Here is an 18671-nt window from a genome sequence, read left to right as displayed (position 1 = left end):
CCCCGGGAGTCTGACAGTTCGCTGCACGTCCTCACGGCAAGTATCTCGCCTGACAGCACTTCTACATCCCTGGAGAGGGGGCCACGGTTTCCGTCGCCCAAGGGCTCCCAATCCGCGAAATCCACCGGTATGTTCGGGGCATGACCGCCGAATCCGCGACACATCCCCTCGTCCGTCCGGACCTGCCGCAGCGCCGCCTGCTCGTGACGGCCGTGCCCGGTCCCCGTTCCGTCGCGCTCGCGAAGCGCAGGTCCGCCGTGGTGGCCGCCGGGGTGACGAGCTCGCTGCCGGTCTTCGTCGCGCGCGCCGGCGGCGGCGTCCTCGAGGACGTCGACGGGAACACCTTCATCGACCTCGGCTCGGGCATCGCGGTGACGTCGGTGGGCAACTCCGCACCGGCCGTGGTCGCGGCTGTGGCCGACCAGGCCGCCGACTTCACGCACACCTGCTTCATGATCGCGCCGTACGAGGGGTACGTCGCCGTCTGCGAGGCCCTGGCGCGTCTGACTCCCGGCGACCACGAGAAGCGTTCGGTCCTCGTCAACTCGGGCGCCGAGGCGGTCGAGAACGCGGTGAAGATCGCGCGGCGCGCGACGGGACGCGACGCCGTCGTCGTCTTCGACCACGCCTACCACGGGCGCACCAACCTCACGATGGCGATGACCGCCAAGGCGATGCCGTACAAGACCGGGTTCGGTCCGTTCGCGGGCGAGGTCTACCGGGTCCCGGCGTCGTACCCGCTGCGCGAGCCGGTCGCGATCAGCGGCGCCGACGCCGCCGCCCGGGCCATCGCGATGATCGAGAAGCAGATCGGCGCCGACCAGGTGGCCGCGATCGTCATCGAACCGATCCTCGGCGAGGGCGGCTTCATCGTCCCCGCGCCGGGCTTCCTGCCGGCGCTCGCGACGTGGGCCCGCGCGAACGGCGTCGTGTTCGTCGCCGACGAGGTCCAGACCGGGTTCGCCCGGACCGGCGCGATGTTCGCGTGCGAGCACGAGGGGGTCGTGCCCGACCTCATCACCATGGCCAAGGGGATCGCCGGCGGGCTCCCGCTCGCGGCCGTCACGGGGCGGGCGGACCTCATGGACGCCGTCCACGGCGGCGGGCTCGGCGGGACGTTCGGCGGCAGCCCGGTGGCGTGCGCCGCCGCGCTCGCCGCGATCGACCTGTACGAGCAGGCGGACCTCGCGGGGGCAGCCCGCGCGATCGAGGCCCACATGGTGCCGCGCCTGCGCGCTCTCGCCGCACGCGCCCCGCAGATCGCCGAGGTCCGCGGACGTGGCGCGATGCTGGCCGTCGAGCTCGTTCGCCCCGGCACGCTCGAGCCTGATGCCGCCGAGGCCGCCCGGATCGCCCGCGAGTGCGCCCAGCGCGGCGTGCTCGTGCTGACCTGCGGCACCTTCGGCAACGTGCTGCGGTTCCTGCCGCCGCTCGTCATCGACCTTGCCCTGCTCGACGACGCGCTGGACGTCCTGGACGACGTCGTCGTCGGGGCCGGCCCGGCGCCGGTCGGCGAGCGCTGAGCCCGTGCCGGCGAACGCCGTGCGCGCCGTCGACCGCGATGCCCTGACCTCGGGGCTCGCCGACGAGCATCGCCGGTTCGTCGGGGACCACCCGCGCTGCGGGGAGCTCGCGGCGGCCGGTCGCGCCCACATGCCGCTCGGGGTCCCGATGTCCTGGATGGCCAAGTGGCCCGGTGCCTTTCCGGTGCACGTCGTCGACGCGGTCGGTGCGCGCTTCACCTGCGCGGACGGCCTCGAGCACGCGGACCTGTGCCTGGGTGACACCGGCGCGATGTCCGGGCACTCCCCCGCCGCGACCGTCGCTGCGGTCCAGCGCCAGGCGGCGCGCGGGATGACCGCGATGCTCCCCACCCCGGATGCCGCACCCGTCGCGGCCGAGCTCACCCGCCGGTTCGGCCGGGGGCCGGAGCCCGTGACGCAGTGGCAGTTCACGCTCTCGGCGACGGATGCCAACCGCCATCTCCTGCGCTACGCCCGCCAGGTCACCGGTCGACCGAAGGTGCTGGTCTTCGACTACTGCTACCACGGCAGCGTCGACGAAAGCTTCGCCACCCTCGATGCCGCCGGCCGGGTGGTCGCGCGACGCGGCAACATCGGCGCCCCCGTGCCGCTGGCCGAGACCACGGTGGTGGTGCCGTTCAACGACGTCGCCGCGCTCGCCGCGGCCCTCGCGGTCGGCGATGTTGCCGCGGTGCTGGCCGAGCCCGCGATGACCAACATCGGCATCGTCCTGCCCGACCCCGGATTCCACGACGCCCTGCGCGCGCTGACCCGCGCTCATGGAACCGTGCTGATCATCGACGAGACCCACACGCTGTGCGTCGGACCTGGCGGTGCGGTACGGGCCTGGGAGCTCGAGCCCGACGCCGTCGTCGTCGACAAGACGATCGGCGGCCGGATCCCCGCGGCGGCGTTCGGCATGACCGCCTCTCTCGCGGCCCTCGTGCACGCGAGCGTCGCCCTCGAGGACATCGACGTCGGCGGGGTCGGCGGCACCCTCGCTGGCAACGCGCTGTCGATGGCCGCCGTGCGGGCGACGCTGACGCAGGTCCTGACCGACGACGTCTTCGCGTCCATGACCGCGCTCGCCGCCCGGTGGACGGCCGGGGTCCAGGGCGTGCTGGACGACGTCGGCCTGCCCTGGCACGTCACGCAGCTCGGCGCGCGGGCCGAGTACGCCTTCTCGCTCGCGCCACCGCGCGACGGCGCCCAGGCGGCAGCCGACGACGACTTCCCCCTGCAGCAGTATCTCCACCTGCAGGCGCTGAACCGGCGCGTGCTGCTCACGCCGTTCCACAACATGGCCCTGATGAGCCCCGCGACGACGACCACCGACGTCGACGCCCACACCGACGCGTTCGCAGAGGCCGCCGCCACCCTCGCCCCCTGAGGCCACCGCGCAAGGCGGCATCCACAGACCACACCAAAACGGTCAGGAACCGGAGCATCTCGGCTACGGTCGCGCCATGGCGCAGCGCGGGGGGCAGTCCAGGCGGGTGATGCACGACGGCGACGGGATCCTCCGGGTCGGTGCCATCCGGGCCACGACCCTGGCGTTCGCGGCGGCATTGACCCTCGCCGGGTGCACAGCCACGGCGGCACCGGCGCCATCAGCACCCGGCACCCCCGGCATCGTTCACCCCGCCGGGCCGACGACGACGCCGTCCCCCACCCCGACCCCCATCGCACCCCCACAGCGCCCCGCCGCGATGGACCGCGACGACACCGAAGGCGCCATCGCCGCCGCCACGTACTTCATCTCCCTGTACCCATACGCCTACGCCAGCGGTGACCTGCTCGCGTGGAACGCCATGAGCGATCCCGCCTGCGGATATTGCTCAGGGGTCTCCGAGGCGGTCAAGCTCTTGCACGGAGCCGGCACGCGCATAGATGGCGGCGAGATCGAAGTCGCTGCCGCGAAATCATTCCCGTTGAACGCGTCGACGGGCATCTACCCCATCGACCTCGAGTTGGTGGAGAGCCCCTCTCGTGAAGTCGCCGCGAACGGAAGTGTTCGCAACGAGATGACGGGCGGCAGAACACTTGCTCAGCTCGACATCGCCTGGTCCTCCTTGGGGTGGTCAATCCACGCGGTGAAGACGACCGATGAGCCAGACAAGTGAAGCGGGCGCTCGTCGGGACCCTTGCGATCGCAATCATCGTGGCCTCCGCATCCAGTTCGCTCGCTGACACCCGAATTGGCGGGGGCACCGAGGATGACTCAGTCACCCTTGATGGAAGAAGTTCCGCCACTCAGACCAGCACCGGACTCTCGGGCGCAGCCGCGGGACCGGTGGTGGCGTATCTGCGCACGGCGCAGTGTCCCAATCCGGCGTTGGGGACCTTGGACACCCCGGACTGCCCCAACGGCGCCGCACCAGTGCCGTCGCCGACCTGCCCCGCAGGACAAGTCGCGCTGCCCCCGCTATGGACCCGCACCGCCGATGCGACCACACCCACCGGGTGGACCCCCTGGATCCTGCTCGCCGGGACCAGCACCTGCCCCACCGACCCCGGCTTCCCGACCCTGACCACCACCGACTTCCAACGCCTGCCCCTGACCCCGTCCACCATCACCATCGAACCCCCCACCGGGTGGACCCTGGCGAACATCCCCACCATCGTCTTCACCCCCAACCCACCCCAGACCCTGCGCACCACCGTCCTGGGCGTCGCGGTCACCGTGCGCGCCACCCCCAGCGAGTTCACCTGGGACTTCGACGACCACACCACCCCAGTGACCACCACCGACCCCGGCCACCCCTACCCCCACCAAAGCCTGACCCACACCTACCGCACCGCCGGCACCCACCACCTCACGCTCACCACCCGATGGACCGGCGAGTTCCTCATCGACGGCTACACCACCTGGCAACCCATCACCGGCACCGCCCAAACCACCACCACCAGCGACCCACTGACCGTCCACACCGCCCAACCCCACCTCGTCGCCGACCCCACCTGAACATGCGATGAGACGCCCGCGATTGAGAACGCAGCGTTGAACGCCGTCGCGATCCTTCGACGAACGCATCAACCCGTCGATGAACTAAACCGCCAGACGGCAGTTACACCGTCTATCGGACACTCCCTCCCCCGCGGGTCGGGTCAGAACGGTGGTGGTGCGGGGTCCCAGGCGAGTGGGGGTTCGTGTCCGGGGGGTGGTTCGGGTCGGTGGTGGTAGACGTGGCCGGTGGGGGTGGTCCAGGTCGCGGTGCCGTCCGTGGATCGGGTCAGGCGCCAGCGGGCGTGGGTCTTGATCAGGTGGTCGCGTTTGCACAGCGGGTTGAGGTTGGCGGCGGAGGTGGATCCGCCGGTGCCGTCGGGGTGGAACGGGTCGCGGTGGTCCAGCTCGCAGCGATGGGAGGGGATCTCGCAGATCGGCAACAGACACCGGGTGTCGCGGGCGCGGATGATCGCGGCGAGGTCGTCGGGGGGCCGGTACCGGGTTGTGCCCACGTCCAGGACGGTGCCCGAGGTGGGGTCGGTCACCAGGCGCCGCCACGTGCCCACGGCAGCCAACCGGCGGGCGGTCTGCGCCGTGATCGGTCCGTACCCGGCCAGCTCCCCGGGGTTCTCGTCCGCCCCGAGCAGGGTGGCCAGGGACACGGTCACGTCCACGCGCACCCCGGCACACCCCCGACCACACGCACCGGAGGTGGAAGTCCCGGCCGCCGACGGCCCCGCGGCGCACGAACCACCGTTGGACGCCCCGGACCCGAACGCCCCGACACAGCAGCTCCCGACTCCGGTCAACCCGCCGATCGACGCCCCGGGTCCGAACGGCCCGGCCGCGAACGCCCCGACCCCGAGGGACCCGTGACCGCAGGTGCCGGTCAGGGCGGCGGCAAGGGTGTCGGCGCGCAGCTGGTCGGGGGTGCGGGGGTCGCCGGCGGTGCGCGCGGTGCGGGCCGCGGTACTCAGGGCGTTGTCGATCTGGGTGGCCACGGCGGCGGGCAGCACGGCCCAGATGCCGGCCATGCCGTCTGCCAGGCGCTTGGGGTGGCACACGCGGCGTTTGTCGACCGCGCGCACGGTGCGTTGTTCGGCGTCGGTGGGGTCGACCACGATCAACGCTTTGGCCAGGTCCCGGCGCAGCTGGGCGTGGGTGCGCCGACCCGCGTCGGGCAGCACCCGGGCCTGCACGTCCACGGCGACCTGCACCGCGACGTCGCCCAGCACGGCGGCGAAGATCTTGGCTTTGCCCCAGTCGATGTCCCCGCACCGCAGGGCGGCGGCGGTGGGTAGCAGGGGGCCGGCCAGCAGCCGGGCGGTGTCCACCAGGGTCCGGCCAGCGGCGCGGGAGGTGCCCAGGGCGGCGGCGACCTCCTCGGCCGTGATGTTCGGCTGGGAGACCTTCACGGGCCAGAACGGGTTCATCGACTCCCGCCGCGACAACGCCTCCACCACGATCAACTGCCGCGCCCGCGCACACGACGCCTCACGTTCCAAATCCCCGATCAGCTCCACCAGCGCGAAGTCGTCCAGCCCATCCACGACCGGCTCCCCGAACTCCACCGGCGGCTCCGGCTCGCCCAGCTGCGCGTCGATGAACTCCCAGAACGCCACCTGCTCGGCCGGGGGCACCGGCGCCGCTACCGGCACGTCCGTCGCATCCCAGAGCGCTGCCATCTCCTCCGAGGGCTCGATCGACACCCCCACCGCGCGCCCCAAAGCAGGCACAGCCACGGTTTCGCCGACCCGAGCACGCACCGCACCGGCACCCCGGCGCGGCGGCACGTCTCGCACGCCCAGCACGCGGTCACCCGCGTCACCGCCGTCGCCCACCCGCTCGTCGTCGAACATGTGTTTGATTCTACCCAAACCCACCCACATTGTCCTGTCGAACGGCCCGACCCAGCAAGAACTCCCGCTACGACGAACTACCGCTACGACGAGCTACCAGGAACCCGCTCCTCCATGGCCCACGGGGAGCCGAACCCTGCCGGCTCGGCGGCCGCGAGCAGGTCGAGGAACGGCGCGGCGTCGAACGCCTCCGGGCCGAGCACCCCCACCCCGGACCACACCCCGGTCGCCATGAGCTCGAGCGCCACGACGGGGTTCACCGCGGTCTGCCAGACCACGCACTGCGCGCCGTACTCGGCCATCGACCACTCGTTGTCCGTGATGTGGTGCAGATAGACCTCGCGCGGCTCGCCGTCCTTGCCTATCCCGGTCACGAGCAGGCCGGCGCAGGTCTTGCCGCGCATCCGGTGGCCGAGCGTCGCGGGGTCGGGGAGCACGGCGGCGACGACGTCGCGCGGGCTGACCGAGACCGCACCCGGGCTCGCGGGGTGCGCCGACTTGACCCGCACCGGAGTCGTCCGGTCCAGCCCGAGCGTGTGCAGCGTGCGCAGCACCGAGATGAACTCCTCACCGAGCCCGTACTTGAAGGTGACCTTCTTCGCCTCGAGGAACCGTGGCATGAGCAGCACCTCCTCGTGCTCGACGTGCACGCACTCGACCGGGCCGATCCCACCCGGGAAGTCGAAGAACTCCGGCTCGAAGAACGGCTCCACGGTGTACCACCCGCGGTCGGCCTCCCAGATCACGGGCGGGTTCAGGCACTCCTCGATCGTCGTCCAGATCGAGAACGACGGCGCGAAGATCGGCTCGCCGTCGTCCCCCACCACCACGAGGTTGGAGCCGTCGCGCGTGCCCAGCTCGTCGACCTCGCTGAAGAGGTGGTCGACGGCGTAGCGCGCGAACACGTCGGACAGCCCCGGCTCCACCCCCATCCCCACCACGGCCAGCCGGCCCGCATCGCGCCAGAGCACCTCCGCGGCGAACTGCTCGTCGGCCAGCTTCACCCCGGTCAGCTCGTAGGGGCGCTCGGCGTGCGGGTGCGACAGGGACGCCGCCATGTCGAGGTAGTCGGCCTCGGCCCCGAGCGCGCCGGTGAACACCGACATCACGAACCGGGGGTCGACGGCGTTCAGCACGTGCGTCGCGCTGTGCTCGAGGGCCAGGGCGGTCACCGCGGCCGGGTCGGAGGCGTCCACCCGTGCCGCGACGAACCGCGGCTGGGCGGGGGACGTGAGGTCGCGGTCGTTCGCCGCCTGCACCGTCCGCTCGGCGCGCACGAGGTCGTAGTCCGCCACGACCATGCGCTCGAAGAACGAGCGCCGCGCCGCGATCCGCGCGACCGCGTCACCCACGCCACCGCTACCTATTACCAGGATCCGCACGTCGAGCTCCTTCGCTGGCCTGCTGTGAGTTGTTGACTGGACTGACGTGCTGAACGCTCAGGACACCGCTGCCGCGCGGCGCCGTTTGACGGCACCGATGATCTGGACCGCGAGGACCAGCGCGAACGCGAGGAAGAACATCATCGAACCGATGACGTTCGCCTGCGGCGGGATGCCGCGGGTCGCCGAGACGTACACGAACTTCGGGAACGTCGTGAAGCTGCCCGAGTTGAAGTTGGTGATGATGAAGTCGTCGAAGCTGAGCGAGAACGCGAGCAGCGCGGCGGCCGCGATCCCCGGCACCAGCAGCGGGAAGGTGACCTTCCAGAAGGCGAGCCACGACGAGGCGTACAGATCGGCTGCCGCCTCCTCGAGCTTCGGGTCGAGGCTCGCGACGCGCGCCTTGACCGTCACCACGACGAACGAGATGCAGAACATGATGTGCGCCACCACGACGGTGCCGAACCCCGGCTGGACCCGCACCGCCAGGAACTGCGCGAGCAGCGCCGCCCCCAGCACGACCTCGGGGGTGGACATCGGCAGGAAGATCAGCAGGTTTGCCGCTGTGCGACCGCGGAACCGATACCTCACCAGCGCGATCGCTATCAGGGTGCCGAGCACCGTGGCCACCGCGGTCGCGATCACCCCGACGGTCAACGAGTTGACCAGCGACTGGCACACCTGGGGTGCACCGCACGGGTTCTGCCAGGCGGCCAAAGAGAACCCGCGCCACACGAGGTTCGACCGGCCGGCGTCGTTGAACGAGAAGGCCACGGTGTACGCGATCGGCACCATCAGGTAGATGAACCCGAGCGTCGCGAACACGGGCACGATCGACTCACCCAGGGACCATGCCCGACGGCGGCGCGGGGCGTCACCTCGCATCCGGGTCGGGGTCGCCGTCGCCTGGTTGCTCATACGAGGTCCTCGGTCCCGGCACGGCGGACGTAGAGCCCGACGAGGATGAGGATCGCAACCATGAGCACCACGGACAGCGCCGACGCCGTCGGGTAGTCGGAGACCCGGAAGAACCGCGAGTCGATGACCTGGCCGATCATCGCGGTGCTCGTCGGGTTGCCCAGCAGGCTCGAGTTCACGTAGTCGCCCGAGGCCGGGATGAAGGTCAGCAGGGTGCCGGACACCACCCCGGGCATCGACAGCGGGAGCGTGACCCGCCAGAACGTGTTCATCCCGCTCGCGTACAGGTCACCCCCGGCCTCGATCAGCCGGATGTCCATCCGCTCCAGGCTGGCGTAGATCGGCAGTGCCATGAACGGCAGGAAGTTGTAGGTCAGACCCGCGACCACAGCGAACGCTGTCGCCGTCAGGCGGCCGTCCGGCGGGAGCAGGTGCAGCCACTTCATCGCGGTCACCACGAACGCGTCGTCGGCCAGGATCTGCTTCCACGCGACGGTGCGCAGGATGAAGCTGGTGAAGAACGGCGCGATGAGCAGCACGAGCAGGAGCCCCTGCAGCAGCGTCTTGCCGCGCGCCTTGATCGCGATCACGTAGGCCATCGGGTACCCGATCAGCAGCGCCGCGAAGGTCGCGATGAGGGCGAAGGCGAACGACCGCACGATCTGCGGCCAGAACGCCGAGATCGCGTCGGGGTAGTTCTGCCAGTGGAGGGCCGGCTGGAACTCCCCGACGTCGCCGCCGGGGACCGGCACGTACAGCGACGTCGCCAGCAGAGCCACGACCGGCAGGATGAAGAAGACGACCAGGTAGAGCAGTCCGGGCAGCAGCAGCAGGTACGCACCGCTGCGCGCCCTGCGCGTGGGAACCGCCGCGATCGCCGGCCCGCCCGTCGGCCCGACGGCGGCCGCGTTCTCGGTTCCGAGCGCCGCCGCGATGCTCATGCGCGGGCCTCCGGCCCGTCGGTGCTCATGCGCGGGCCTCCGGCCCGTCGGTGCTCATGCGCGGGCCTCCGGCCCCGGGAGGCTCACGTGAGGTCCACGCCGTCGGTCACGTCGTCGGCGCCGTCCAGACCGAAGGTGAAGCCCGGCGCCCAGGCGAGGCGCACCCGGTCACCGACCGCGATCCCTGCGCCGCCGGCGAGGTTCTGGGCGAACACCCCGAACGTGCCGAGCCCCGGCACCTCGACCTGGTACTGCGTGCTGACCCCGGTGAACGAGACGTCCGAGACCACCCCGGGCCCGATGACGTTCGCGTCGTCGGGCAGCTCCTCGTCCGCGGGTAGCAGCAGGACCTTCTCCGGTCGCACGCCCACGAGCACGTTCCCCTCGCTGGACACCGCCCGGGCCTGCGGCACGACGACGCGCGTGCCGCCGACGTCGACCCCGACCCACCCGTCCCGGACCTCGCGGACCGTGCCGGGCAGCAGGTTCGACTGCCCCAGGAAGTTCGCCACGAACGCCGTGCGCGGCAGCTCGTAGAGGTCGGCCGGCGAGCCCATCTGCTCGATCCGGCCGGCGTTCATGACCGCGACGGTGTCGGCCATGGTCATGGCCTCCTCCTGGTCGTGGGTCACGTGCACGAACGTCAGGCCGACCTCGATCTGGATCCGCTTGAGCTCGACCTGCATCTGGCGGCGCAGCTTGAGGTCGAGCGCGCCGAGCGGCTCGTCCAGCAGCAGCACCGCGGGGTTGTTGACCAGCGCCCGCGCAAGCGCGACCCGCTGCTGCTGGCCGCCCGAGAGCTGGGCGGGCTTGCGATCGGCGAGGTGCCGCAGCTCGACCAGGTCGAGGCCCTCCCCGGCGCGCGCGGCGGCGTCGGGCACATGCTTGCGCCGCAGCCCGAACGCGACGTTCTCGAGCACGGTGAGGTGCGGGAACAGCGCATAGCTCTGGAACACCGTGTTGACCGGGCGCTGGTACGCCTTGCGGTCGGTGACGTCCAGCCCGCCGATCGAGATCGAACCGGCGGTGGGCTGCTCGAGCCCGGCCACCATGCGCAGGGTCGTGGTCTTGCCGCAGCCCGACGGGCCGAGCAGGGCGAAGAACGACCCCGACGGGATCGTCAGGGTCAGGTCGTCGACGGCGAGGAACGAGCCGAACGCTTTTGAGACGCGCACCAGCTCGAGGTCGGCGCCCGACTCGGTGGCGGGGCGCACCGCCGTGGGCGCCGTGCCGGGGACCGCCCCGGTGACGTCGAGCGCCATCAGGCCCCCACGGCGGTCAGGAAGTCGCCGTTGTACTTGGTCTCTTCGGCCGGGGTGAGGGAGCGGAAGACGAACGACTTCGCCAGGGTCGCGTCGTCGGGGAAGATCAGCGGGTTGTCCACGAGGGTCGGGTCGATGTCGGCCATCGCGGCCTGCGCCCCCTCGACCGGGCAGATGTAGTTGACGTACGCCGCGACCTGCGCCGCGACGGCCGGGTCGTAGTAGTAGTTCATGAGCGCCTCGGCGTTCGCCTTGTGCGTGGCGCCGATCGGGATCATGAGGTTGTCCGACCACAGCGTGCCGCCGGCGTCGGGCAGCGCGAAGGACCAGCGATCGTCGTTCTCGAAGTTGATCTGCGTGATGTCGCCCGACCAGCCGATGACGGCGACCGCGTCGCCCGAGATCAGGTCCTCCTTGTACGAGTTGCCCTTGACCTGGCGGATCTGGCCGGACGCGATGTGCTCGGTGAGCACCGCGAGCGCCGCGTAGAACTCGTCGTCGCCCCACGCGCCCGCGATGTCGACGCCCTGCTCGAGCATGATCAGCCCGACGGTGTCGCGCATCTCCGAGAGGACCTCGATCCGGCCCTTGTACTCCGGGTTCCACAGGTCCGAGACGCTCTTCATCCCGGCGGGGATCTTCTCCTTCGACCACGCCACGCCGCCGAACCCGGTCTGCCAGGTCAGCGAGTGCTTGCGGCCCGGGTCGAAGTCCACGTTCTGCAGGCTCGCGCGCAGGTTGGCCGCGTTCGGGATGTTGGCCGCAGCCAGCTCCTGGGTGTAGCCCAGGCGGATCATCCGCCCCGCCATCCAGTCGGTGAACGTGACGATGTCCTGGCCGATGTCCTGGCCGTTGGCGAGCTGGCCCTGGATCTTGCCGAAGTACGTGTCGTTGTCGTCGATGTCCTCGACGTAGTGCGCCGTGATGCCGGTCTTCTCCTGGAAGGAGTCGAGCGACGGGTAGCTCTGGGTGGCGTCGTCGTAGTCGAGGTACAGCGTCCAGTTCGCCCAGAAGACGTTCTTGTCGGTGGCCGACACATCCTTGCCCGGCGCACCCGATGCCTTGGCCGAGCCCGCAGTACCGCCCGTGCCGCACGCGGCCAGCAGCGCACCGACGCCGGCGACGCCCGCAGCGCCGGCCAGGACGCTCCGCCGCGACACCGCGCCCCGCTGGGACTGCCTGGCTTGCTGGACCAGGGCACGGATGAGCGGGTCGGCGGGAAGGTCCTGCGCGTGGTTCATCGTCTGGCTCCGGTCTCGAGTCGGGCAGCTCGGGCGGTCGAACACACCGCACCGTAGAGGGGATGTTGACACCGGATCACCTCGAATACAAGCGATTCCGTGGTTGAGCTCATGGTTCGCAACGAAAATGTTTCATGTTCGGAACATTCACGACGAGATCCGACGCTCCCGTCGCGCGATGGAAACAACTCGCTCCAGCGCGCCCCGGCGAGATCAGCCCGCCAGGTGGGTCGTGACGCGCCTGGTACGTGTCTAGTCCACGAGGCGGTGCATCGAGGGGTCTTTGCCCTCCCCGGAGCGTCTGGATCCTCCGTCCGGCTGACCTCGTCGTCGGCGCGCCCCCGGAACGACGAAATCGATAGTCAAATTGCCTTCGCACCGCGAAATCACTTGCATTCGTCGCCTGGACAGGCGAACATCGTGCCATGACACCCCGTTCGCGAAGCTCGGCGACCGTCCCTCTCGATGCGATCTCGAAGGCGATCATCGAGCAGCTCCAGGAGGACGGCCGGCGCGCGTACGCCACCATCGGCAAGGCGGTGGGCCTGTCAGAGGCCGCCGTGCGCCAACGCGTCCAGCGCCTGGTCGAGTCCGGGGTGGTCCAGATCGTGGCCGTGACAGACCCGATGCAGGTCGGGTTCACCCGCCAGGCCATGATCGGGATCAAGTGCGAGGGCGACCTCGACGCCCTCGCGGACACGCTCGCCGAGCTGCCCGAGGTCGACTACGTCGTCATCACCGCCGGCGGCTTCGACCTCCTGGTCGAGGTCGTGTGCGAGGACGACGAGCACCTGCTCGAGGTGCTCAACACCAAGATCCGCGCCCTGCCGGGCGTGCACGGTACCGAGACATTCGTCTACCTCAAGCTCCGCAAACAGCTCTACAACTGGGGAACCCGATGAGCACGCAATCACACGCCGTCACACCGCTGGGCACGCCGCGAGACGACGCCGCCCGGCGTCACCTCTGGGGCCACTTCACCCGGCAGAGCAGCTGGGAACACGGGGTTCCCACGATCGTGCGCGGGGAGGGTCACCACATCTGGGACGACACCGGCCACCAGCTCATCGACGGCCTCTCCGGGCTCTTCGTCGTCCAGCTCGGGCACGGCCGGACCGAGCTCGCCGAGGTCGCGCGCAAGCAGGCCAGCGAGCTCGCGTTCTTCCCGCTGTGGTCCTACGCGCACCCGAACGCGATCGACCTCGCCGAGCGCCTGGCGCAGCACGCGCCCGGCGACCTCAACCGGGTGTTCTTCACCACCGGCGGCGGCGAGGCGGTCGAGACCGCCTGGAAGCTCGCCAAGCAGTACTTCAAGCTCAAGGGCCAGCCGAACAAGTACAAGGTCATCTCGCGGTCGATCGCGTATCACGGCACCACCCAGGGCGCGCTGTCCATCACCGGCATCCCCGGCATGAAGGCACCGTTCGAGCCGCTCGTGCCCGGTGCGCACAAGGCCGCCAACACGAACATCTACCGTGGCCCCGCGGAGCTGCGCGACGACCCGAAGGCCTTCGGCCTGTGGGCTGCGAACCGGATCGAGGAGGCCATCATCTTCGAGGGCCCCGAGACCGTCGCGGCCGTCTTCCTCGAGCCGGTCCAGAACTCCGGCGGCTGCTTCACGGCGCCCCCCGGGTACTTCGAGCGGGTCCGTGAGATCTGCGACCAGTACGACGTGCTGCTCGTCTCCGACGAGGTGATCTGCGCGTTCGGCCGGATCGGCGACGTCTTCGCGTGCAACGACCTGGGCTACGTCCCGGACATGATCACGTGCGCCAAGGGCATGACGAGCGGGTACTCCCCGATCGGCGCGATGATCGCGTCCGACAAGCTCTTCGAGCCGTTCAAGAACGGGTCGACGACGTTCTACCACGGGTACACGTTCGGCGGTCACCCGGTGTCCGCGGCCGTCGCGCTGGCCAACCTCGACATCTTCGAGCGCGAGGGGATCACGGACCGGGTGCACACGAACGCCCCGATCTTCCGCCGCACGCTCGACAAGCTGCTCGACCTGCCGATCGTGGGCGACGTGCGCGGCGACGGCTACTTCTACGGGATCGAGCTCGTCAAGGACAAGGTCACGCGCGAGACCTTCAACGACGACGAGAGCGAGCGGCTCCTGCGCGGGTTCCTGTCGAAGGCACTGTTCGACGCCGGCCTGTACTGCCGCGCCGACGACCGTGGCGACCCCGTCATCCAGCTCGCCCCACCGCTGACCTGCGGACCGGCCGAGTTCGACGAGATCGAGCAGATCCTGCGCGGCGTTCTCTCCGAGGCGTGGACCCGCCTGTGATGATCACGGCATGACCGGTCTGCACCGCCCCTCGCTCTGGCTCGACCAGGTGGTCGCCGACGGCGACGACCTCGCGCCCCGGCCCCCGCTCGACGGGGACACCGAGGCCGACGTCGTCGTCGTCGGCGCGGGGCTGACCGGCCTGTGGACCGCCTACTACCTCACGGAGGCCGACCCCGAGCTCCGGGTCGTCATCGTCGAGAAGGAGTTCGCGGGGTTCGGGGCGAGCGGGCGCAACGGTGGGTGGTGCTCGGCGCTCTTCCCGACGTCGGCCGCCTCGCTCGCGCGCGAGCACGGGGTCCCGGCAGCGCGCGCGATGCGGGCGGCGATGCGGGACTCGGTCGTCGAGGTGGGCGGGGTCGCCGCGTTCGAGGAGATCGACTGCGACTTCGCCTATGGCGGCACGCTCCGGCTGGCACGCTCCGCCGCCCAGCTCGAGCGGGCCCGCGACGAGGTGGATGACGCCGCGCGGTGGGGCGACGACGTCACCCTGCTGGACGCCGCGCAGGCCCGCGCCCGGCTGCGGGCCACCCGCGTCCTCGGCGCGACCTTCTCCCCCGACTGCGCGCGGGTCCAGCCCGCCCGTCTCGCCCGCGGGCTGGCCCGGGTCGTCGCGGCACGCGGCGTCACGATCGCAGAGGGCACGACGGCGCTGCGCCTGTCACCGCGCGCGGTGGTCACCGACCACGGCACCGTGCGCGCGCGGCACGTGGTGCGGGCGACCGAGGCGTGGACCGCGCACCTGCCCGGGAGCCGGCGCGCCGTCATCCCGGTGTACTCGCTGATGATCGCGACCGAACCGCTGCCGGCCGAGGTCTGGGACCGGATCGGCCTGGCCCGCCACGAGACCTTCGCCGACCACCGCCACCTCGTGATCTACGGTCAGCGCACCGCCGACGACCGGATCGCGTTCGGGGGCGCGGCGCCCCGTACCACCGGGGTTCGCGCATCGACCCCGCGTTCGACCAGGAGGACCGGGTGCACGCCCACCTGCGCCGCGCGCTGGTGGAGCTGTTCCCCGAGGTCGCCGACGCCGCGATCACGCACGCGTGGGGCGGACCGCTCGGCATCGCGCGCGACTGGCACGCCAGCGTCGGGCTCGACGCGAGCACCGGGATGGCGTGGGCGGGCGGCTACGTCGGGGACGGGCTGTCCACGACCAACCTCGCGGGCCGCACGCTCGCCGACCTCCTCACGGGCCACGACTCCCCCCTCACCCAGCTGCCGTGGGTCGACCACCGGTCGCCGCAGTGGGAGCCCGAGCCCGCACGGTGGCTCGGGGTCAACGCAGGGCTCGTGCTCGCCGGCGCGGCAGACACCGAGGAGTGGGTGACGCGCCGACCGAGCGGGCTCGCGCGCCTGCTGGGCCGTGTGACGGGGCACTGACCGGCACCTGATCGGGCACCGACGGAGCGGCTACAAGCTCACCGCTGCGCCAGGAGCTCGTTCGCCCGCGCCCGCGCCCAGGTCTCGGTCGCGAGCAGGTCGGCGAGCGTGAGTGTCGCGGCGCCGATGCCGGTGTGCTCACCGAGCACGCGGGCGACCGTGTCGACGATGTCGAGGAAGCCGATCCGCCCCGCCAGGAAGGCAGCGACGCACTCCTCGTTGGCCGCGTTGTAGACCGCGGGGTGGGTCGCCGACGCCGCGATCGCGGCCCGGGCCAGCCCGACGGCCGGGAAGGCCACCTCGTCGAGCGGCTCGAACGTCCAGGCGTGCGCGCCCGTCCAGCTGCACGCCGACGCGACGTCGTCCAGCCGGTCGGGCCACGACAGCCCGAGCGCGATCGGGAGCCGCATGTCGGGCGGCGAGGCCTGCGCGATCGTGGATCCGTCCACGAACTCGACCATCGAGTGCACGATCGACTGCGGGTGCACGACCACGGTGATGTCGTCGGCCGGGACCCCGAACAGCAGGTGCGCCTCGATGAGCTCGAGCCCCTTGTTCATCAACGTGGCGGAGTTGATCGTCACGACCGGACCCATGGTCCAGGTCGGGTGCGCGAGCGCGGCCGCCGGTTGCACGTCCGCGAGCTCGCCCCGCGTGCACCCGCGGAACGGGCCGCCGGACGCGGTGAGGATCAGGCGGCGTACCTCGGCGTGGGTCCCGGAGCGCAACGACTGGGCGATCGCCGAGTGCTCCGAGTCGACCGGCACGATCTGGTCCGGTCGCTGCGTGGCGGCGGCGACGAGCGAGCCCCCGCAGACCAGCGACTCCTTGTTGGCCAGCGCGAGGGTGCTGCCACCCCGCAGGGCCGCGAGCGTCGGGCCGAGCCCCACGGAACCGGTGATCCCGTTGAGCACGACGTCGGCGCCCCGCGCGGCCAGCTCGGTAGCCGCCTCGGGACCGACGAGAACCTCGATCTCCGCGGCCGACCATCCGGCCGCGCCCGCGGCCTCGGCCAGCGCCGCCATCAGGGCCGGGGCGGCGGCCGGGTCCGCGACGGCCACTGCCCGCACCCCCAGCGCCACCGCCTGGTGCGCGAGCGCGACCGGGTCGGCGCCCCCCGCACTGATCCCCGTGACGGCGAACCGGTCCTTGTGGCGGTTGATGACGTCGATCGCCTGGGTCCCGATGGACCCGGTCGACCCGAGCAGGACAACGCTGCGCTGGCTCACGTGCGCATTGTGCACCGTCATGGAGGTTCTCCCTTACATGCGTGCGGGCTCTTCCGTGGCCGGGTCCTCGAGCGACGCGACCTCGACGAGGTCCTCGACCGGCATCGGCAGCTCGTAGGTGTGGTCGAACGGCATCTCGTTGAGGTCCAGGAGCGGGTTGTCGTCCTGGCTCGCCACCAGCTCGTGCGCCTCTTCGAGCGTGTCGACGCTCGGCATGGAGCCGGGCAACGGCCGGTTGGCCGACTCGCGCAGGAAGTAGATCGCGACGGCGCCGATGACCGCCCACGCCATGAGGTAGTACGCCGGCATCATGTCGTTGTCGGTCGTCGCGATGAGCGCCGCGATGATGAACGGCGACGTCCCGCCGAAGATGGCGACCGCGAAGTTGTACGCGATCCCCATGGCGCCGTACCGGCTCGCCGTCGGGAACAGCGCCGGCAGGGCGGAGGCGATGTTCGACACGTAGAACGCCACCGGAACGGCGATCAGCGCCAGCCCCAGCAGGGTCGACCAGATCGCTCCGTGGCCGATGAGCAGGAACGCGGGGATCGCACCGACCGCCGCGGTGATGGACCCGAACCAGAGCACCGGTCGTCGACCGATCCTGTCCGAGAGGTGGCCGGCCAGCGGGATGCAGATCGACATGACCACGAGGATCGGGATCGTGAGCAACGTGCCGTGCACCTCGTCGTACCCGAGGTTGTCCGTGAGGTAGGTCGGCATGTAGGACGTGAGGGCGTAACCCACGGTGTTGGCCGCGGCCACGACCATCATCGCGACCAAGATCATGCGCCAGTACGACTTGAAGATGCCGACGGGGCCCTTGGCGTCCGTCGACACCGTCTCGATCTCAGCCTCGTGGGCCGCCGCCTGGGCGTCGAGCGTCGCCTGGAACGCGGGCGACTCCTCGATCTTCATCCGGAAGTAGATGGCGATGAGGCCGAGCGGGCCGGCGATGAGGAAGGGCAGTCGCCAGGCCCACTCCTCCATGGCGGCCTGACCGAGCGTGAGCTGCAGGACCGAGACCAGGAGCGCGCCGAGCGCGAAGCCCATGTAGCTGCCCATGTCGAGCATGCTCGCCACGAAGCCGCGGCGGTTGTCGGGCGCGTACTCGCTGACGAACGTGGTGGCGCCGGCGTACTCGCCCCCGGTCGAGAAGCCCTGGATCAGCTTGGTGAGCACGAGCAGCGCCGCTGCCCACATGCCGATCGCGGCGTAGCCGGGGAGCAGGCCGACCGCGAAGGTCGACGCCGCCATGACGATCAACGTCATCGCGAGGACCTTCTGGCGGCCGATCTTGTCGCCGAGCCAGCCGAAGAAGACCCCGCCCACGGGCCGCGCGAAGAACGTCGCGGCGAACGTCCCGAACAGGAACAGGCTCTGGACCTTCGGATCGGACTCGGGGAGAAATACCGGTCCCATCGTGGTGATCAGGTAACCGAAGACGCCGACGTCGTACCACTCCATGGTGTTACCGACGATGGTGCCGCCCAGCGCTTTGCGCAGCATGGGCCGATCAACGATATTGACGTGCGAAACCTTGAGGCGACGAATGCGCAACCGCGGTTTGACGATCTTTTCGGCGGCGCTCTTGGCGCCCTTCTTCGAGCCGATCAAGCTTCTGCCGTGGGGCATGTGTGAAGTTCTCCTGCACGCGTCACGTCGTCGCAACACATGGCTGCACACCCAAGAG

General features: G+C 70.7%; 15 protein-coding genes. 7 read left to right on the top strand and 8 right to left on the bottom strand.

Translation table 11 applies throughout. From position 1 onward, the window contains the following. Positions 1-140 precede the first annotated feature (140 nt). From gabT to VTA80_RS17445, 4 genes are all read left to right on the top strand, one after another. Positions 141-1523 (top strand): 4-aminobutyrate--2-oxoglutarate transaminase, encoded by a 1383-nt coding sequence (gene gabT, locus VTA80_RS17460; protein WP_407342356.1) that lies wholly within the window; start codon positions 141-143, stop codon positions 1521-1523. Between the two features lie 4 nt (positions 1524-1527). Beyond that, positions 1528-2913, top strand: coding sequence for a transaminase (locus VTA80_RS17455; RefSeq protein ID WP_407342355.1), 1386 nt, complete (start codon positions 1528-1530; stop codon positions 2911-2913). A 109-nt stretch (positions 2914-3022) separates the two neighbouring features. Then, the gene (locus tag VTA80_RS17450; protein ID WP_407342354.1) at positions 3023-3646 is read left to right on the top strand and encodes a DUF6318 family protein; all 624 of its coding nucleotides are present in this window, start codon (positions 3023-3025) and stop codon (positions 3644-3646) included. A gap of 212 nt (positions 3647-3858) precedes the next feature. Continuing rightward, entirely contained in the window at positions 3859-4488 is a 630-nt protein-coding gene (locus VTA80_RS17445; protein WP_407342353.1) for a PKD domain-containing protein, read from the top strand. Positions 4489-4631: 143 nt separating this feature from the next. Here VTA80_RS17445 and VTA80_RS17440 read toward each other — a convergent pair whose 3' ends face one another. The 6 genes from VTA80_RS17440 to VTA80_RS17415 all read right to left on the bottom strand — a co-directional run bounded on the left by VTA80_RS17440 (position 4632) and on the right by VTA80_RS17415 (position 12073). Next, the gene (locus tag VTA80_RS17440) at positions 4632-6329 is read right to left on the bottom strand and encodes a DUF222 domain-containing protein (RefSeq protein ID WP_407342352.1); all 1698 of its coding nucleotides are present in this window, start codon (positions 6327-6329) and stop codon (positions 4632-4634) included. Positions 6330-6412: 83 nt separating this feature from the next. Continuing rightward, positions 6413-7711, bottom strand: coding sequence for a saccharopine dehydrogenase family protein (locus VTA80_RS17435; protein ID WP_407342351.1), 1299 nt, complete (start codon positions 7709-7711; stop codon positions 6413-6415). 57 nt (positions 7712-7768) lie between these two features. Further along, a complete protein-coding gene (locus VTA80_RS17430) occupies positions 7769-8629 on the bottom strand; it encodes an ABC transporter permease (RefSeq protein WP_407342350.1) in 861 nt (286 codons plus the stop codon). After that, positions 8626-9570: an ABC transporter permease gene (locus VTA80_RS17425; protein WP_407342349.1), complete on the bottom strand. Its 945-nt coding sequence runs from the start codon at positions 9568-9570 to the stop codon at positions 8626-8628. The genes VTA80_RS17430 and VTA80_RS17425 overlap by 4 nt, the downstream gene beginning before the upstream one ends. An 83-nt stretch (positions 9571-9653) precedes the next feature. Then, positions 9654-10832 carry an ABC transporter ATP-binding protein gene (locus VTA80_RS17420; RefSeq protein WP_407342348.1) on the bottom strand — a complete coding sequence of 393 codons (1179 nt, stop codon included), beginning with the start codon at positions 10830-10832 and terminating at the stop codon, positions 9654-9656. Continuing rightward, positions 10832-12073: a spermidine/putrescine ABC transporter substrate-binding protein gene (locus VTA80_RS17415; RefSeq protein ID WP_407342347.1), complete on the bottom strand. Its 1242-nt coding sequence runs from the start codon at positions 12071-12073 to the stop codon at positions 10832-10834. The genes VTA80_RS17420 and VTA80_RS17415 overlap by 1 nt, the downstream gene beginning before the upstream one ends. 425 nt (positions 12074-12498) lie before the next feature. On the opposite strand from VTA80_RS17415, the gene VTA80_RS17410 reads away from it, so the two are divergent. From VTA80_RS17410 to VTA80_RS17400, 3 genes are read left to right on the top strand one after another with little or no spacing between them, the layout of a single operon-like run. Further along, the gene (locus tag VTA80_RS17410; RefSeq protein WP_407342346.1) at positions 12499-12975 is read left to right on the top strand and encodes an Lrp/AsnC family transcriptional regulator; all 477 of its coding nucleotides are present in this window, start codon (positions 12499-12501) and stop codon (positions 12973-12975) included. Then, entirely contained in the window at positions 12972-14363 is a 1392-nt protein-coding gene (locus VTA80_RS17405; protein ID WP_407342345.1) for an aspartate aminotransferase family protein, read from the top strand. Before VTA80_RS17410 ends, VTA80_RS17405 begins: the two co-directional genes overlap by 4 nt. Before the next feature lie 10 nt (positions 14364-14373). After that, positions 14374-15696, top strand: a complete 1323-nt coding sequence (locus VTA80_RS17400) for an FAD-dependent oxidoreductase (protein ID WP_407342344.1) — start codon at positions 14374-14376, stop codon at positions 15694-15696. A gap of 91 nt (positions 15697-15787) precedes the next feature. On the opposite strand, the gene dxr is transcribed toward VTA80_RS17400, so the two are convergent. Both dxr and VTA80_RS17390 read right to left on the bottom strand, forming a co-directional pair. Next, on the bottom strand, positions 15788-16999 hold the full coding sequence (gene dxr / locus VTA80_RS17395; RefSeq protein ID WP_407342343.1) for a 1-deoxy-D-xylulose-5-phosphate reductoisomerase: 1212 nt from the start codon (positions 16997-16999) through the stop codon (positions 15788-15790). 12 nt (positions 17000-17011) lie between these two features. Next, positions 17012-18613 (bottom strand): MFS transporter, encoded by a 1602-nt coding sequence (locus VTA80_RS17390; protein WP_407342342.1) that lies wholly within the window; start codon positions 18611-18613, stop codon positions 17012-17014. Positions 18614-18671: the final 58 nt, after the last annotated feature.

The sequence above is a fragment of the Pengzhenrongella phosphoraccumulans genome, assembly GCF_045689905.1.
Classification (GTDB): domain Bacteria; phylum Actinomycetota; class Actinomycetes; order Actinomycetales; family Cellulomonadaceae; genus Pengzhenrongella; species Pengzhenrongella phosphoraccumulans.
Note: the sequence above shows the minus strand (reverse complement) of the source record. Positions and strands in the feature narration are given on the sequence as shown.